This window comes from Flavobacterium anhuiense (assembly GCF_050990855.1).
GTDB classification, from domain to species: domain Bacteria; phylum Bacteroidota; class Bacteroidia; order Flavobacteriales; family Flavobacteriaceae; genus Flavobacterium; species Flavobacterium anhuiense_C.
This window is the reverse complement of record NZ_CP158861.1, coordinates 4,902,101-4,916,770: the sequence shown is the minus strand read 5'-3', so window position 1 is coordinate 4,916,770 and position 14,670 is coordinate 4,902,101. Positions and strand designations below refer to the sequence as shown.

Sequence of the window (14,670 nt, the reverse complement as noted above, 5' to 3'; positions counted from 1 at the left end):
CCTTAGCACCTTAGAATCTTAGACTAATATTGCTCACTAGCATTCGGAAAATCGCTAGACTTAACATCTGCAGCATATTGTCCAATTGCTTTGGTCATTTCATCATAAAGATTTAAGTAGCGACGTAAGAAACGTGGGCTGAATTCATTGTTCATTCCTAGCATATCATGAATCACTAAAACTTGACCGTCAACGCCACCTCCAGCTCCAATTCCGATTACAGGAATAGAAATGCTATCTGCTACTTTTTTAGCTAAATCTGCTGGTATTTTTTCCAAAACAACTGCAAAACATCCTACTTTTTCAAGCATTTGAGCATCCTCAATTAGTTTTTCTGCCTCTTCTTCTTCCTTTGCACGAACACTATAAGTTCCGAATTTATAGATCGATTGAGGAGTTAAACCTAAATGTCCCATTACAGGAATCCCGGCGTTTAATATTTTTTTGATAGATTCTTTAATTTCTTTTCCACCCTCTAATTTTACTGCATGAGCACCACTTTCTTTCATAATTCTGATAGAAGAACGTAAGGCTTCTTTTGGATCAGATTGGTAACTTCCAAAAGGCAAGTCAACCACAACCAAACCTCTTTCTACAGCACGAACTACAGAAGAAGCATGGTAAATCATCTGATCTAAAGTAATAGGAAGAGTTGTTTCGTGACCAGCCATTACGTTTGATGCCGAATCGCCAACTAAAATTACGTCAACACCAGCTGTGTCAACAATTTTTGCCATTGTATAATCATACGCCGTTAGCATAGAGATTTTTTCTCCATTGCTTTTCATTTCAATTAATGACTTTGTTGTGATTCTTTTATAATCTTTTTTTGCTACTGACATTTTAATGTTTTTTTGATATTGTAAAAGTATTGAATAATTGTAAAATGGGAATCAGCAATAATAGAATATTTCGACATAAAATTGTTTTTTGTCTTTAATTTCTAGTTGTAATTACTTGTATCTCATTGCGGTAAGATAGTTGAGAGGTTTTTTAAATAAATGTTCATTTGTAAGGTTTTGTGGTCAATGTAAATATTAGCAATCAGCCATATTTACCGCGACAGCTAGACCTCCCTCAGAAGTTTCTTTGTATTTTGAATTCATATCTTTTGCTGTCTCCCACATTGTGTTGATCACTTTGTCTAAAGGAACTTTAGCATTTTTAGAATCGGTTTCTAAAGCTAATTCGGCAGCATTAATTGCTTTAATAGCTCCCATTGTATTTCTTTCAATACAAGGAATCTGAACTAATCCGCCAATAGGATCGCAAGTCAGCCCTAAGTGATGCTCCATAGCGATTTCTGCCGCCATCAAAACCTGAGCAGGAGTTCCTCCCATTAGTTCGCATAATGCTGCAGCCGCCATTGAAGATGAAACTCCAATTTCAGCTTGACAACCGCCCATTGCCGCAGAAATTGTCGATCCTTTTTTGAAGATACTTCCAATTTCTCCTGCAACCATCAAAAATTGTTTGATTTCTTTTTCTCCTGCATTATGGTTTTCAATTACCATATAATACATTAAAACGGCAGGAATTACGCCCGAGCTTCCGTTGGTTGGCGCAGTAACTACACGGCCTAACGACGCATTTACTTCATTCACGGCAAGTGCAAAACAGCTTACCCATTTTAAGATTTGGCGAAATTTAACCTCAGTTTTTCTAATTTCTTCCAGCCAACTTTGCGGATCGGTATAATTGGATAAGCCTATTAAGTTTTGGTGCATATCAAAAGCTCTTCTACGTACGTGCAGTCCGCCTGGAAGAATTCCTTCCGAGTGGCAGCCAATGTACATGCATTCCAGCATTGTATTCCAAATACGCATTAATTCAGAATGCACTTCTTGCTCTGGTCGCATCGAAATTTCATTTTCGTATACAATTTCAGAAATCGATTTGTTTTCCGTAACGCTGTAGTTTAATAATTCAGCTGCGTTTTGAATCGGATAAGGAAAGGCACATTTTATAACTTCTTTCAATTTGGCATTGGTGCGTTCTTCTTTAACAACAAACCCTCCACCAATCGAATAAAAAGTAGATTCGTATTCAGCATCATCCGATTTGTAAGCTGTAAATTTCAATCCGTTTGCGTGAAATGGAAGAAAATCTTTATTGAAAACAATGTCTTGAAGAAAAAAGAACGGAATCGTTTTTTGGTTGCCCAAATTGATTTCGTTTGTTGTTTCGATTTTTTTTATAATTCGTGCAATATCTTCTACAGGAATATATTCAGGATCTTGTCCGCTTAACCCGAGCATTACGGCAAGATCTGTTGCGTGGCCTTTCCCAGTCAAAGAAAGTGAGCCATACAAATCGACTTTTACCCTTGTGATGTCATCTAAAATTGCTTCGTCTTTCAGCTCTTCTAGAAAGCGTTCGGCAGCGCGCCACGGACCTAAAGTATGTGAACTTGAAGGGCCAACGCCAATTTTTAGCATATCAAAAACAGAGATACATTCTTCCATTGTTTCAATTTTGTTAAGACAAAGATAATCGAATAATGCAATGAAGATTTCTTTTTGAATGTTAATCTTGCGTATTTGTTAAAATAAATATTAAAATTTAATAATTCGGCAACGAAATAAATTTAAAACCTTAATATGCAGTTTCCGTAAAAAGTTCACGTTTTTTCGGTATTTTTGTAAAAGAACGAGTTGCATTGCTTGGTTCTTTAATATTAATACTTCATGGATTTTGTTTTAATGCTGAAAAAGTCTTTTTACAAATACTAATACCACAAGAAGATAAAGTTACCCTATGATAGAATTTTTCAGACATCTATTACAAGAATTCGAATTACCTTTAAGCAACCCTGTATTAATCTTTTCGTTAATACTTTTTATAATTCTGCTTTCGCCAATTTTACTAAAAAAGATAAATATTCCAGGCATTATTGGACTTATTATCTCAGGTGTTATTATTGGTCCTCACGGATTAAATATTCTAGCGAAAAACTCCGCAGTCGATTTGTTTTCGACAATCGGGCTTTTGTATATCATGTTTATTGCGGGACTAGAGTTGGATATGAATGAGTTTAAAGCTAATCGAAATAAAAGCTTGCTTTTTGGATTTTTTACCTTTATTCTACCGCTTTCTATAGGATTTCCGGTTTGTTTTTACCTGCTTCAATACGATTTTAATGCCAGTTTCTTAACTGCGAGTATGTTTGCTACGCACACTTTGGTAGCTTATCCGATCGTGAGTAAATTAGGAATTGCCAAAAATCAAGCTGTAGCGATTACTGTTGGCGGAACGATTTTGACCGATACAGCGGTCTTGATTATTCTTGCCGTAATTATGGGAAGTAGCCAAGGAAATCTAAATCAAGCATTTTGGGTGAAATTGATTATTTCATTAGCCATTTTCTCTGCTATCATGTTTTTGATTATTCCGCGTGTGGCAAAATGGTTTTTTAAGAAATTAGAAAGTGAGAAGCATGCCCATTATATTTTTGTGCTTTCTGTGGTTTTCTTTGCCGCCTTTTTGGCCGAAGTAGCAGGAGTGGAACCTATAATTGGAGCTTTCGTTGCAGGTTTGGCATTAAACCCTTTGATTCCACATTCTTCTGCTTTGATGAATAGAATAGAATTTATTGGAAATGCATTATTTATCCCGTTTTTCTTGATTTCTGTAGGAATGCTGGTTGATGTTAGCGTTATTTTGAGTGGACCAACAGCTCTAATCGTTGCAGGAACTTTGAGCGTTGTGGCTATATTCGGAAAATGGATTGCAGCGTTTTTTACTCAAATTGTTTTTAAATATACCAGAACCGAAAGACAGCTTATTTTTGGGTTGAGCAGTGCGCATGCTGCCGCAACTTTGGCGGTAATTTTGGTTGGTTTTAAAGCAAAAATTTTGGATGAAAATATTTTAAACGGAACTATTATCCTAATTCTAATTACGTGTATTGTAGCTTCGTTTGCAACAGAAAAAGCAGCAAAGAAAATAGCGATCTGTGAAGAAGAAATCTCCCATGAAGACACAGAAAGAGATCAGATTCTTGATGAACATATTTTAATTCCATTAGCAAAATCGTCTGCCGCTGCGAGTTTATTAGATTTTGCTCTTCTAATAAAGGACAAAAAATCATCTAATCCTGTAACTTTATTGACGATTGTACCTAATAATAGTCAGGCAGAAAAGAATATTCTAAAATACAGAAAAGCAGCCGATAAATTTGTAATTCAAGGATCAGCTTCAGAAGTAAAGATTAATACTATTGCTAGAATCGATCATAATCCTGCGAGCGGAATAGCTAGGACTTCGAAAGAAATCATGTCGGATATTGTGATTGTGGGTTGGCCGAGAAAAACAGGATTTTTAGATAAAATTTTTGGTGAAAACGTAGATTCGATTATTAATAATGTAGATAAGACTTTGTTTATCTGTAGGTTTCAAAAAAGTTTTATTGAAGAAAAAAGGTTGGTTTTTGTTTGTCCGCCGTTTTCTGAAAGAGGAGTTGGGTTTCATTTGCTAATGCAGAAGGTGAGCCGCTTAGCGCAGGAATTAAGCATTCCGATTGTGATTTATGGAGAAATGAAGACACATCAGGCTATTCAACAGATTGCTTCTAATTTAAAACTGAACAGTAAATTTGGATTTAAAAATGTTTCGGATTGGGAAGATTTTGAAGCCATTTCAGAAGAAATAAAACCGACAGACTTAGTAGTAGTCAATTTGTCACGAAAAGGTTCTGTTTCTTACCAGTCGATCTTTGATAAATTGCCAACAAAGTTTGAAAAATATTTTGACAGTAATAATATCATGCTGGTTTATCCGCAAGACGATAGAAAAGAAAGCGCAATGGATGCTTACGAAGATTTTACGGCATCGCCTTTAGCAAAAGGTATTGAGGCAATTGAGCAAATTGGACGTGGTTTGGGAAGTATTTTAAAGAAAAGCTAAAATCTTATCTTTATGAAAATCTCATGCTTTTTACCCGTTTGTGCTTTGGTTTTTATTTTTGTGAGTTGCAATAAAGCTAAAGAAGAAACAAATTTAAATTCTGAAGTTGCGATTACGGATAGCATTTCAAAACCTGCTAAAAAGGAATTACCCGAGAATTTTGATGAATTCAATAAAAAGTTTCATTCTGATTCTCTTTTTCAAGTTTCAAGAGTTGATTTTCCTATCGAAGGGAAACATGTTTCTGGTTTTGAACAATACAATTGGACAAGGAAGAATTGGCAGTTTCAAATAATTCCCGTTGGCGAGAATACAGAAATTGAAGAATACCAGCATTCGCTAATAAAAACAGACACTTTAATCACAGAAAGATTTTGGATTCCAGATAGTGGTTTTGAAGTAGAGAGACAGTTTAAACTCATCCATAATAAATGGTTTTTAATTTATTATAACGACATAAATTTATAGTAGATGGAAGTTTTATTTGAGATTTTAAAAAAGTATGATTTTCCTAAAAGAGAAGTAGAATCTTACATGCCAATTGAAGATATTCAAGAGCATTTAAAATACGATCTTCCTGAAGATTATGTTTTTTATGCTGAAAATTATCTGGGAATAGATCAGTTTATTGGAGCTGAATTTATAAAGCTTTGGAGCCTTGAAGAACTTATTGATGCCAATTTGGAATATCATATTTTTGAAAAACTACCTCAAACACTTGCGATAGGAACAAATGGAAGCGGAGAGTTTATAGGAATTGAATTTGAAGATGACAATTCGATAAAAATTATTCTTTCTCCTGTTATTGGTTTAGATGCAAAATATCATGTCATAATAGGAGATTCGTTTACTGATTTTTTAGTTCGACTTGACAATGGAGTTGAATGGTTTTCCTAAATTAAATTTGAATTGTATGAATCACAAAATAAAATCTATCAGACCGTTTATTGGTTCTAAAAATTTTGAAATCTCGAGAAGTTTTTATCGCGACTTAGGATTTGAAGAGGTTGTTTTAGAATCTAATTTTTCGGTTTTTAAAACAGGAGATATCGCTTTTTATCTTCAAGATTACTACGATAAAAACTGGATAGAAAATACCATGATTTTTGTTGAAGTGGATGATGTCGAAGGCTACTACAGCGAACTTCTAGCTTTAAATCTTCGAGAAAAATATGAAGGAGTAAAATTAACTCCAATAAAATATTTAGATTGGGGAAGCGAATGTTTTTTGCACGATCCTTCAGGAGTTTTGTGGCATTTTGGAAAATTCAAATAAACTATATTTTGCCACTAATTACACCAATTTACCCGAATTTATTTTATTTCAAATTCCATAATAATTAGTGGAATTAGCGAAAAATTCTTGGCAAGCAAAAGAAACTCATCTCAAACCAAAATCACCCAAAACTCGAGTCGTGGTTTTACGTTGATACCAGTCATTATAAACCAATTCTAGGTTTTTAACGTCAAATGTTCCGAAATCATAATCGCGGAATTTTTCTGTGATTTCAATTAGTTTTTTCGGATCGTGAAGTTTTTCCTGAAAACGCATTACAGTAGAATGTGCTGTTGATATCGAATAACGGCTGTCTATACTTTGCTGTAATCCTGAATTTTTGAAATTTTCACGAAGTCTATTTCGTAAATTATTTAAAGTTTCATCACTTGGAAATCCTTGAATCATTAGAGCAGAAGGAGAAGCAGTGATGCCTTTAAAATGAATTTGAATTTTCTCAACATCAACCAAACTTCTGCAAATCACTTCAATATATTCATTTGGCGAAATCTGATTCAAAGTAAAATCGGAAGAACAAGAAATAATAGACAGAACGGTAATATGAATATCTGAATCGGGGTAAAAATACTGCTCAGGTTCTTCCTTTTTCAATTCGTCAATGAAAGTCTGAATATTGGCTTTAATTTCATCATTTGGACGAATAAGAAGTGTAATTCCGAATCGAGAATCAGATTCGTTTTTTAGTTCAGAATCGATTGAGTACTTTCCTGCTGAAATAGTTTCAGAAGATGTTTTGTAAAGTTGGTTATAGTGTTCGGTTAAATTCATTGTGGTATTATTTCTTTTTGGCCTTTTCCAGATTTTCTTTGACTCTAAATTGGACTATTTCAGTTATTAAGTCAAATGGCATTGGATCTTTTAAAGGAAATTGTACGGAGCCTTTTCCAGATTTATATTTTGAAAGTTTTTCTGCAAAAGCTTCGTGTCCACTTGGTAAAGCATAAAGTCCGATATGATTTTTAAACGCAGCAAAATAAACCACAATTCCATTTTGCTCAAAAGCAGGCATAGAATAACTGATTTTCTCTTTAGCATCAGGCGCCGCCTTCTGAATCGTCATTCTGACTTTCTCCAAAACTTCTTGAACATCATTCGGAAATCCACCAATGTATTCGTCTATGTTTTCTGGTTTTTTAATGTCCATTTTCTTTGTTTCAAGTTTCAGGTTTCAAGTTTACTTTTCTTTGCGGTTAGTTTTTTTTTAACCGCAAGGTCACAAAGTTATTTTCTATTAGGTAACTAAGCAGAGCCTATATTAAGTTCGCAAAGCTGTGCAGATAAAACTTTGTAGACAAAGGATTCTCAAAAAAAACTTTGCATTCTTTGCGTAAAACCTTTGCGCACTTTGCGGTTAAATATGATTAAGCAAGTCCTTTAGGAAAACGATCCAAAACCAAATTCAAACGTAAATTATGCTCTAAGTAAGCTTTTGCGCCCGCTAAAACCAAAGTAAAACCTTCAGTAGAATTGCGAACCTGGTCGATAATTTTATCTGTGTCGCCATGAAAACCTGAATTGGTGATACTCACAAAAGTTTCATTTTCGTTCAACGGATTAAATACCCATTCTACCAAAGTAATTTCGTCTGGATTTCCCCATTCTATCACAATCTTTTTGTTTTCCTGAAGAACAAGTGTTGTAACCGAAAGCGTAAAACCATACATTTCCCAAGTCCATTCTGTTTTTTGATTTTCTTCTAATTTTCCGGATCCTTTTGTAAACCAAAATTTACTTGTAATCTGTGGGTCTATAAAAGCCCTGAAAACTTCTGAAACAGGTTTTCTTATCAGCATTTCGGCCTTTGCATATTTGTTGTTTTCTGTTTTCATTTCTTTTAAGTTAGATGTGGTTTGTTAGCATTGGAAGAAAATGCAGAAGCATTTTTTAAAAGCTCTAATTTAAGGAAAAACTCGTGGAATAAAAAAAGCTTTACGAATTAACGTAAAGCTTTTTTCTGATGCAATTCATTTTTTTAGAATATCGAATAACCAAAAGTTATGGCAAACGATTTATAGTTAGAATTCCAATCTTTGTTAGTTTCAACTACGTTCTTTCCTAAGTTTGCTCTAAATTCTACGCTGTATTTTTGTTGAAATTTATACCCTAATCCTAATGCAAAACTTGTACCTGGCTTTAGTTCAAGAGTAGTATTTCTTTGTGAAGAATATTCAGAATACACTTCAGAGTTTATTGCTTGTTCCATAACTAGTTGACCGTTTAAAAAGATACTAGATTTATTATTCAAAAACATATAATATCTTATTCCCAGAGGTAACTCGATCGCGTTGTATTGAATGCTTCCTTTCAATTCTTCATTTGTTCTTGAATCAAGTCTTGATTTTTCGGCTTTATAACCTCCTACGTAAGTTGGTTCAAAAATTACAGCCCATTTGTTTTTATTGAATGGTAAAAAGAATTCTGCTTCAAGACCAAAGCGATATCCAATTTTACTATCAAAATCTCTATCGTAATCAGGCGTTGACATCGAAGAATTGCTAATCGATATTTGAGAACTCGTAATACCTGGTCTGATGTTTAGATTAAATAAATCTCTTTTTTCTGTAGATTTAAAAACGGTAAACTCAGAATTATTGCATTGATTGTATTTTGCAAAAAATTTTAGCAGACTATTTTTTCTGTAACTAAGTTTCTCAACTTCAGCAATGGTAATATTATCACATTTTAAAGCCATCCACAACTGCTGTTTGTATTGCTTGTTTTGTGCAATCTGGTCTTCAGAAGTTTTGTAAGATTTGTAAACAAGCTGATTAACTGGCAACGAATCTGTTTTGAAAAAATAGCGTGTAGTATTACCAGAGACATATTCAAATAAACTTGCTTTTCCTTCTAATAGAACTTTTAGCAATAAAGTCTCTTTCTTGAATTCAGGATTTTTATCATAACTCATATTCGTAATTACTGTAGTAGATTTATCTATATCTACGGTAAATCGCTCATATTTAGAGCGATTCTCTACTTCGAAAGCTTTTATTTGCTGTATTGAAATGTTTACGGGCTGATCTTGTTCGTCTAACTTATATTGAATTTCAGATGGATTGTTACTCCAGTCAATATTTTTAATTAAACAATTTGTTTTTTTGTCATTGTTGTCAATAAAATATCCTTTTTCAAATACAATTTGGGCATAAGTTTGCATGCTTAAAACTAGGAATAAGCATACCAATAATTTGTTTTTCATTCTGGGGTTAGGGCTAATTAGTTATTTTGTTTTGGCGCAAATATATATGAAATCATTTTACTACAAAAAACTAATTTTATTGTATTGTTAAGCAGTTTGATTATCAATCCATTTCCCAACCGTAGGTGCGACATAATTTCTCATTTGCTCTAATAAATCATCAATATTGTCACTTACTAGAAGCATTTCTCGATTAACTTCTTTCAATAATCCTTTAGTGGTCATCGTTTTTAATAATTCAATTAATGAATTGTAAAAACCATTTACATTTAGTATTGCGATCGGTTTTTTATGAAGTCCTAATTGCGCCCAAGTCAGCATTTCGAAAAGCTCTTCTAATGTTCCAAAACCTCCTGGAAGTGCAATTACGCCATCGCATAAATCGTTCATTTTGGTTTTTCTTTCGTGCATGCTTTCGACTAAAATTAATTCAGTTAAACCTAAATGCGCGATTTCTTTGGACCTTAAAAAATTAGGCAATACACCAATTACTTTTCCACCAGCGTTTAATGCGCCATCTGCAACTGCACCCATTAGGCCTACATTTGCACCGCCATAAACTAATTCTATATTTTGTTCGGCAAGCGTTTTACCAACAAGAGTTGCCTGTTCTTCATAAATTTTTTCAGTACCAAAACTTGACGCACAGAAAACGGTTATTCTTTTCATTATTCTTTTTTTTTAGATGAGGGAGATGCAAGAAGCAAGATGTAAGATGCAAGATGTAAGATGCAAGATGCAAGATGCGAGATGCGAGATGCAAGAATCAAGAGGCAAGGCAATTATTTTTGTTCAATATTTTTTTTCTTGCCTCTTGATTCTTTCAATTAATCTCTTTTTTTCTTCAACTCATATTCAAAATACGGCACTTCAACACCATTGATGTTAAATATAAGATCCTTGATTTTTTCTGCACCAAGTTTTAGAACGGCTTTTTGCGAACGGAAATTTTCTGATCCAACATGAAAAAGTACTGAATTAACATGTTGAAATGCATAATCAATCATTAATTTTTTATTTGACTTATTGTACGGACCGCCCCAATATTTTCTTGTAATAAAAGTATAACCAATTCCAACATTCGATTTTTCAGGATTGTAATCGTAGAAACTTGATGTCCCCATTATTTCATTGGTTTTTTTATCAAGAATTAGAAACGAACTTTTAGTGAGTATCAAATCAAAAAAAGTTCTAAAAACATCTTTTTTATATCGATCTCTAACGGGATTTTGTTCCCAAATTAATGGATCGGAAGCGGCTTCAAATAAGGGTTCAAAATGTTTTTCTTCTAATGGAATTAACTTTGAGATTTCGTTTTCTAAGAAATCGGGTTGTAGATTGAAGTTTGATGTTTGCATTTTTTTGTTTTTAGTTAAAGGCTAAATTCTTTTGATTTGCACGCAGGAAACATTTTCCATTTTAATTTGCTTTCCTACTTTTTTAAGTAATCCGGTTTTAAAATCTCTTTTGAAAACAATTATATTTCCAGTTAGAACATTAGACGCGACTAAAAATTTGCCGCTTTCATCAAGGGCAAAAATTCTTGGATGCTTTCCTAAAGTAGATTGGTAACCAATATTTTTAAGCAATCCGTTTTCGGCGATAGAAAAAATGGCAATATTATTTTCTTTCCCTCGGTTTGTGGCATATAAAAATTTTCCATCAGGAGAAATATGAATATCAGAACTTTCAAAACCTACTTTTATTTTATCTGAATGTGTGGCAATGCGTTGGATTTTGTTCAAAACACCATTTTCATACTTGTAAACGCTTATTTGTCCAGCCATTTCTTCAATGCAATAGCCCCATTTTTGATTGGGGTGAAAAGTAAAGTGTCTTGGCCCAGCTTCTAAATCGGTTTTCGTAAACGGATTTTGAGTTTCCACTAAAGGCTTTTTCAGATTTTCATCAAAGTCATAACAGCGAATTTTATCTGCTCCTAAATCGGGTAAGAATAAGTAATCGCATTGCGGAGAAAACACTGCCGAGTGCACGTGAGATTTGGTTTGTCTGTCTTTATTCACACTTCCATCTGAGTAGTGAAAATTCTGTGCGATAGAATCGATTTTTCCATTTTCTAAAATAGGATAAACCGAAACGCTTCCTTCTGTATAATTAGCATTAGCAAGCCATTTTGCGCTTTTATGCACACTTACATAAACAGGGTTTTCGCCACCGCTTCTTTGACTGTTTAAAAAAGTCAAAGTTTTCGCTGAAGGATTAAATTCAAAACTGCTCACGCTTCCTGCATTTGGCGTTTTCGTGTCTGTGCAGGCATAAACATATTTTCCGTTTGGAGAAACCGTCAAATACGACGGATTCACAATATTTTTAACTGAAGTAAATTTTGTCAGTTTTCCGTTTACAGTATCCAGTTGATAAACTTGAATCGCTTCGGCTGTTTTATCTCGGTTATATGATCCTAGAAACACATAAGTGTTTTGAGAAAAAATATTGGATGTTACGAGAAATAAAAATGTTAGAAAAGTTATTTTGTTTTTCACGGTTTGAGTTTGGTTTGTTTTAAGTTTCAGGTTTCAAGTTTCAAGTTTGGCTTAGTAAAGTCGAAGCTCTTTGCGCCCTTCACCCGAAGCCTCGGGATCGCTCAGGGTGACATTGTATCTGTTTCAAGTTTCATGTTTAAGTTTTCAGTCTCACAGCAATCTAAAATCTAAAATCTGCAATCTAAAATTAATTAATCCCTTCCCACCACTGTTTAAATTCCTGTTTGTCATTTTTCAGTTCAACAACTTCACCAATCATTGGTGTGATTAAAGCAATTGGGTTTTCAGACAAACTATTCAATTCGGTTATTTTTTTCAAAGGTTCGTCCCAAGAATGTAGTGATAAAGCAAATTTAGAAGAATGCACTGGAAACACACGTTTTACTTTCAAATCATTCATGGCCTTTATCACATCTTCTGGTAAATTATGGATGTATTTCCAACTCTGATTATATTGGCCATTATCAATTAAAGCAACATCAAACGGACCGTATTTTTCGCCAATTTCAGCAAAATGTTTGTCGTAACCGCTGTCTCCACCCAAATACATTTTAAAATCTTTACTTTCTAAAACAAAAGAAGTCCAAAGCGTATTACATCTTTTAAAACCTCTACCCGAAAAATGTCTTGATGGAGCAGTATGAATGGTTAAATTTTCGTCTAATTGAATAGTGCTGAACCAATCTTTTTCAATAATTATTTCAGATGGAAATCCCCAAAACTCTAAATGCGAACCTACACCAAGTGCGGTGATTATTTTCTTGGTTTTAGGTTTTAATTTTAAAATAGTTTCATAGTCCAAATGATCATAATGATCGTGCGTAATCAATAAATAATCAATTTCTGGAAGATCGTCGACAGTATAAATATCGGTTCCTTTAAACGATTTTGTTGTTCCTGGAATAGGAGAGGCGTTTCCGCTGAAAACGGGATCAATTAAAAATCGTTTTCCTTCCAACTGAATAAAATAAGATGAATGTCCAAACCAAACCAAAATATCTTGATCTAAAGAAAGTTCTTTTAAATTGGTTTTTAAAGACGGAATCAAATCAGTTGGAAATTTTCTTTCTACTTTTTTGAAGAAGAAATCAAACAAAACTCCAGGCATGCTTGCTCCTTCTGCAAGATCTGGCGTAAAACTCTGATTTTCGAATTTTCCGTTTTTATATTGTGGCGAATTCTGAATTAAAGTCAATCTCTCGCCAGACGGCGCTTTTCCAAATTTAGGATGCTGTAGAAAAAAGTAAACGGCAAGTACTATTATGAATAATAGAATTAAGAATGTAATCATTTTATTTTGAGGGATATAATTTTTGAGTGTGTTGAATAGAAAGTAAAATTATTTGTTTTAAAATTTCTAAATCAATGTCACTTAATTTTTTGATGTATATGCAAGCTTTTGAAGAAGTATGTTTTCCTAGTTTCGGTAACAGTTCGTCTCTTTTTTCTTCTGGCAGATAAAAATAAACAGTCATTGCTGTTTTTCTTGGCGAAAATCCAGCCAATGGTGCATCGCCTTCGTGTCCGCTATCGTATTTGTAATGATAACTTCCAAAACCAATAATGCTTGGTCCCCACATTTTGGGTTCAAAACCTGATGTTTCTTGTATTATTTTAAGAAGTTCAAAAGCATCTTTTCTTTTAACTTCATTTTCGACAGCGTTAATAAAATCAGTAACGCTTTCTGTTGTTTCGGTGGTTTTATTTTTTGCCATTTTGAGCATTATTTTTCTTTACTAAATCGCTTTTAAGCAAAAAGTTTTTGATTTTAAATTCGGTTGCATAAAATAAATTCGAATCTTCTGGCATTTGGTTTTCCATCGCAATCAGACTAATATCATTTTCTGGAAAATAAATATTTACAGAAGAAAAACCATCGCCCAAACCAGTGTGTCCAAGATATTTTACACCTTCTTCTTCAACAATTCTAATTCCGTACCCATAAGGCTGTTTTTCTTTTCCGAAGAAATTGTGTTGAGATAGAATCGTATTTTTACTTAATAGCTGATACGATTCTGGTTTTAAGATTTTGCCTTTATGCAAATTGTTATTCCAAATTGCTAAATCTGAAACGGTTGAAATAACTCCGTCTGCTCCTAAATTGTCATCATTTATAAAACCTGGTTCAACAGCAGTAAGCGCATTTTTATTGCTGTAATATCCGGTAGCTAAATTTTGAGTCTTATTTTTAGCATAACAAAAAGTATGATTCATTTTTAATTTTGTAAAAAGGGATTCGGCTACTTCTGTATAACTTTTTTTCGTGGTAAATTCAACAATTTTCCCGATTAAACTATAGTTTAAATTTCCATATTTAAATTGCGTTCCAGGTTTAAAAGCCAATGGTTTTTGCAAATCGATAATTCCGTGCGAATGATTTAAAAGCTGATGAACGGTAACCGAATCTGCCCAAGTTTGGGTAAGTTCTGGCAAATATTTTTTGATTGGAGCATTCAAATCTACTTTTCCTTTTTCTACTTCTAATAAAAGTAAAACCGCAGCAATTAATTTGCTGTTGGACATAATTTCAAATTGCGTATCAATTTTCAAAGGTTTTTTGGTTTCAAAATTCGAAAAACCTTCTGCTATAGAATACAGCGTTTTTTCGTTTTGCGAAATCAAAACCGTTCCATTGAATTTAGGATTTGAAGTTTGAATTATACTATCAATACTTTTTTTAAGATTGTCTTTTTTTTGTGCTGAAGAATGGCAGCTAGTTAAGACTACTAAGAATAATAAGGAAATTTTGGCTATGAAGTTCATTT

General features: G+C 33.4%; 16 protein-coding genes. 4 read left to right on the top strand and 12 right to left on the bottom strand.

The window, feature by feature from the left end; all coding sequences use genetic code 11:
* Positions 1–23 precede the first annotated feature (23 nt).
* A complete protein-coding gene (gene panB, locus ABTV69_RS21280) occupies positions 24–842 on the bottom strand; it encodes a 3-methyl-2-oxobutanoate hydroxymethyltransferase (RefSeq protein ID WP_433832416.1) in 819 nt (272 codons plus the stop codon).
* Positions 843–1,037: 195 nt separating this feature from the next.
* Positions 1,038–2,465, bottom strand: a complete 1,428-nt coding sequence (locus ABTV69_RS21275; protein WP_433832414.1) for an L-serine ammonia-lyase — start codon at positions 2,463–2,465, stop codon at positions 1,038–1,040.
* Positions 2,466–2,757: 292 nt separating this feature from the next.
* Between ABTV69_RS21275 and ABTV69_RS21270 the strand changes: the two genes are divergently transcribed.
* Genes ABTV69_RS21270 through ABTV69_RS21255 form a run of 4 tightly spaced genes read left to right on the top strand, consistent with a single transcriptional unit; the run spans position 2,758 to position 6,181 of the window.
* Positions 2,758–4,905, top strand: a complete 2,148-nt coding sequence (locus ABTV69_RS21270) for a cation:proton antiporter (protein WP_433832412.1) — start codon at positions 2,758–2,760, stop codon at positions 4,903–4,905.
* A gap of 12 nt (positions 4,906–4,917) precedes the next feature.
* Positions 4,918–5,373, top strand: a complete 456-nt coding sequence (locus tag ABTV69_RS21265) for a hypothetical protein (RefSeq protein WP_433832410.1) — start codon at positions 4,918–4,920, stop codon at positions 5,371–5,373.
* Positions 5,374–5,376: 3 nt separating this feature from the next.
* Entirely contained in the window at positions 5,377–5,802 is a 426-nt protein-coding gene (locus tag ABTV69_RS21260; protein ID WP_433832408.1) for an SMI1/KNR4 family protein, read from the top strand.
* Between the two features lie 16 nt (positions 5,803–5,818).
* Entirely contained in the window at positions 5,819–6,181 is a 363-nt protein-coding gene (locus ABTV69_RS21255; protein ID WP_433832406.1) for a glyoxalase, read from the top strand.
* Between the two features lie 105 nt (positions 6,182–6,286).
* Here ABTV69_RS21255 and ABTV69_RS21250 read toward each other — a convergent pair whose 3' ends face one another.
* The 10 genes from ABTV69_RS21250 to ABTV69_RS21205 form a co-directional block, all read right to left on the bottom strand.
* Positions 6,287–6,970, bottom strand: a complete 684-nt coding sequence (locus tag ABTV69_RS21250; RefSeq protein WP_433832404.1) for a 2'-5' RNA ligase family protein — start codon at positions 6,968–6,970, stop codon at positions 6,287–6,289.
* 7 nt (positions 6,971–6,977) lie between these two features.
* A complete protein-coding gene (locus ABTV69_RS21245) occupies positions 6,978–7,346 on the bottom strand; it encodes an iron chaperone (RefSeq protein WP_433832402.1) in 369 nt (122 codons plus the stop codon).
* A gap of 217 nt (positions 7,347–7,563) precedes the next feature.
* Complete coding sequence (locus tag ABTV69_RS21240) at positions 7,564–8,031, bottom strand: SRPBCC family protein (protein ID WP_433832400.1); 468 nt, start codon at positions 8,029–8,031, stop codon at positions 7,564–7,566.
* Between the two features lie 143 nt (positions 8,032–8,174).
* Entirely contained in the window at positions 8,175–9,401 is a 1,227-nt protein-coding gene (locus ABTV69_RS21235; RefSeq protein WP_433832398.1) for a tRNA modification GTPase, read from the bottom strand.
* A gap of 87 nt (positions 9,402–9,488) precedes the next feature.
* Positions 9,489–10,070: a TIGR00730 family Rossman fold protein gene (locus ABTV69_RS21230; RefSeq protein ID WP_433832396.1), complete on the bottom strand. Its 582-nt coding sequence runs from the start codon at positions 10,068–10,070 to the stop codon at positions 9,489–9,491.
* 158 nt (positions 10,071–10,228) lie between these two features.
* Entirely contained in the window at positions 10,229–10,759 is a 531-nt protein-coding gene (locus ABTV69_RS21225) for a GNAT family N-acetyltransferase (protein WP_433832395.1), read from the bottom strand.
* A 21-nt stretch (positions 10,760–10,780) separates the two neighbouring features.
* On the bottom strand, positions 10,781–11,905 hold the full coding sequence (locus ABTV69_RS21220) for a lactonase family protein (RefSeq protein WP_433832393.1): 1,125 nt from the start codon (positions 11,903–11,905) through the stop codon (positions 10,781–10,783).
* 187 nt (positions 11,906–12,092) lie between these two features.
* Entirely contained in the window at positions 12,093–13,196 is a 1,104-nt protein-coding gene (locus tag ABTV69_RS21215; protein ID WP_433832391.1) for an MBL fold metallo-hydrolase, read from the bottom strand.
* 1 nt (position 13,197) lies between these two features.
* Positions 13,198–13,620, bottom strand: a complete 423-nt coding sequence (locus ABTV69_RS21210) for a DUF1801 domain-containing protein (RefSeq protein WP_433832389.1) — start codon at positions 13,618–13,620, stop codon at positions 13,198–13,200.
* Positions 13,607–14,668 carry a serine hydrolase domain-containing protein gene (locus tag ABTV69_RS21205; protein ID WP_433832387.1) on the bottom strand — a complete coding sequence of 354 codons (1,062 nt, stop codon included), beginning with the start codon at positions 14,666–14,668 and terminating at the stop codon, positions 13,607–13,609. The genes ABTV69_RS21210 and ABTV69_RS21205 overlap by 14 nt, the downstream gene beginning before the upstream one ends.
* Positions 14,669–14,670: the final 2 nt, after the last annotated feature.

What these genes read in the sequence shown, in the direction of transcription:
- panB (WP_433832416.1), bottom strand. Translation starts at nt 842, where the DNA reads ATGTCAGTAGCAAAAAAAGATTATAAAAGAATCACAACAAAGTCATTA.
- ABTV69_RS21275 (WP_433832414.1), bottom strand. Translation starts at nt 2,465, where the DNA reads ATGGAAGAATGTATCTCTGTTTTTGATATGCTAAAAATTGGCGTTGGC.
- ABTV69_RS21270 (WP_433832412.1), top strand. Translation starts at nt 2,758, where the DNA reads ATGATAGAATTTTTCAGACATCTATTACAAGAATTCGAATTACCTTTA.
- ABTV69_RS21265 (WP_433832410.1), top strand. Translation starts at nt 4,918, where the DNA reads ATGAAAATCTCATGCTTTTTACCCGTTTGTGCTTTGGTTTTTATTTTT.
- ABTV69_RS21260 (WP_433832408.1), top strand. Translation starts at nt 5,377, where the DNA reads ATGGAAGTTTTATTTGAGATTTTAAAAAAGTATGATTTTCCTAAAAGA.
- ABTV69_RS21255 (WP_433832406.1), top strand. Translation starts at nt 5,819, where the DNA reads ATGAATCACAAAATAAAATCTATCAGACCGTTTATTGGTTCTAAAAAT.
- ABTV69_RS21250 (WP_433832404.1), bottom strand. Translation starts at nt 6,970, where the DNA reads ATGAATTTAACCGAACACTATAACCAACTTTACAAAACATCTTCTGAA.
- ABTV69_RS21245 (WP_433832402.1), bottom strand. Translation starts at nt 7,346, where the DNA reads ATGGACATTAAAAAACCAGAAAACATAGACGAATACATTGGTGGATTT.
- ABTV69_RS21240 (WP_433832400.1), bottom strand. Translation starts at nt 8,031, where the DNA reads ATGAAAACAGAAAACAACAAATATGCAAAGGCCGAAATGCTGATAAGA.
- ABTV69_RS21235 (WP_433832398.1), bottom strand. Translation starts at nt 9,401, where the DNA reads ATGAAAAACAAATTATTGGTATGCTTATTCCTAGTTTTAAGCATGCAA.
- ABTV69_RS21230 (WP_433832396.1), bottom strand. Translation starts at nt 10,070, where the DNA reads ATGAAAAGAATAACCGTTTTCTGTGCGTCAAGTTTTGGTACTGAAAAA.
- ABTV69_RS21225 (WP_433832395.1), bottom strand. Translation starts at nt 10,759, where the DNA reads ATGCAAACATCAAACTTCAATCTACAACCCGATTTCTTAGAAAACGAA.
- ABTV69_RS21215 (WP_433832391.1), bottom strand. Translation starts at nt 13,196, where the DNA reads ATGATTACATTCTTAATTCTATTATTCATAATAGTACTTGCCGTTTAC.
- ABTV69_RS21210 (WP_433832389.1), bottom strand. Translation starts at nt 13,620, where the DNA reads ATGGCAAAAAATAAAACCACCGAAACAACAGAAAGCGTTACTGATTTT.
- ABTV69_RS21205 (WP_433832387.1), bottom strand. Translation starts at nt 14,668, where the DNA reads ATGAACTTCATAGCCAAAATTTCCTTATTATTCTTAGTAGTCTTAACT.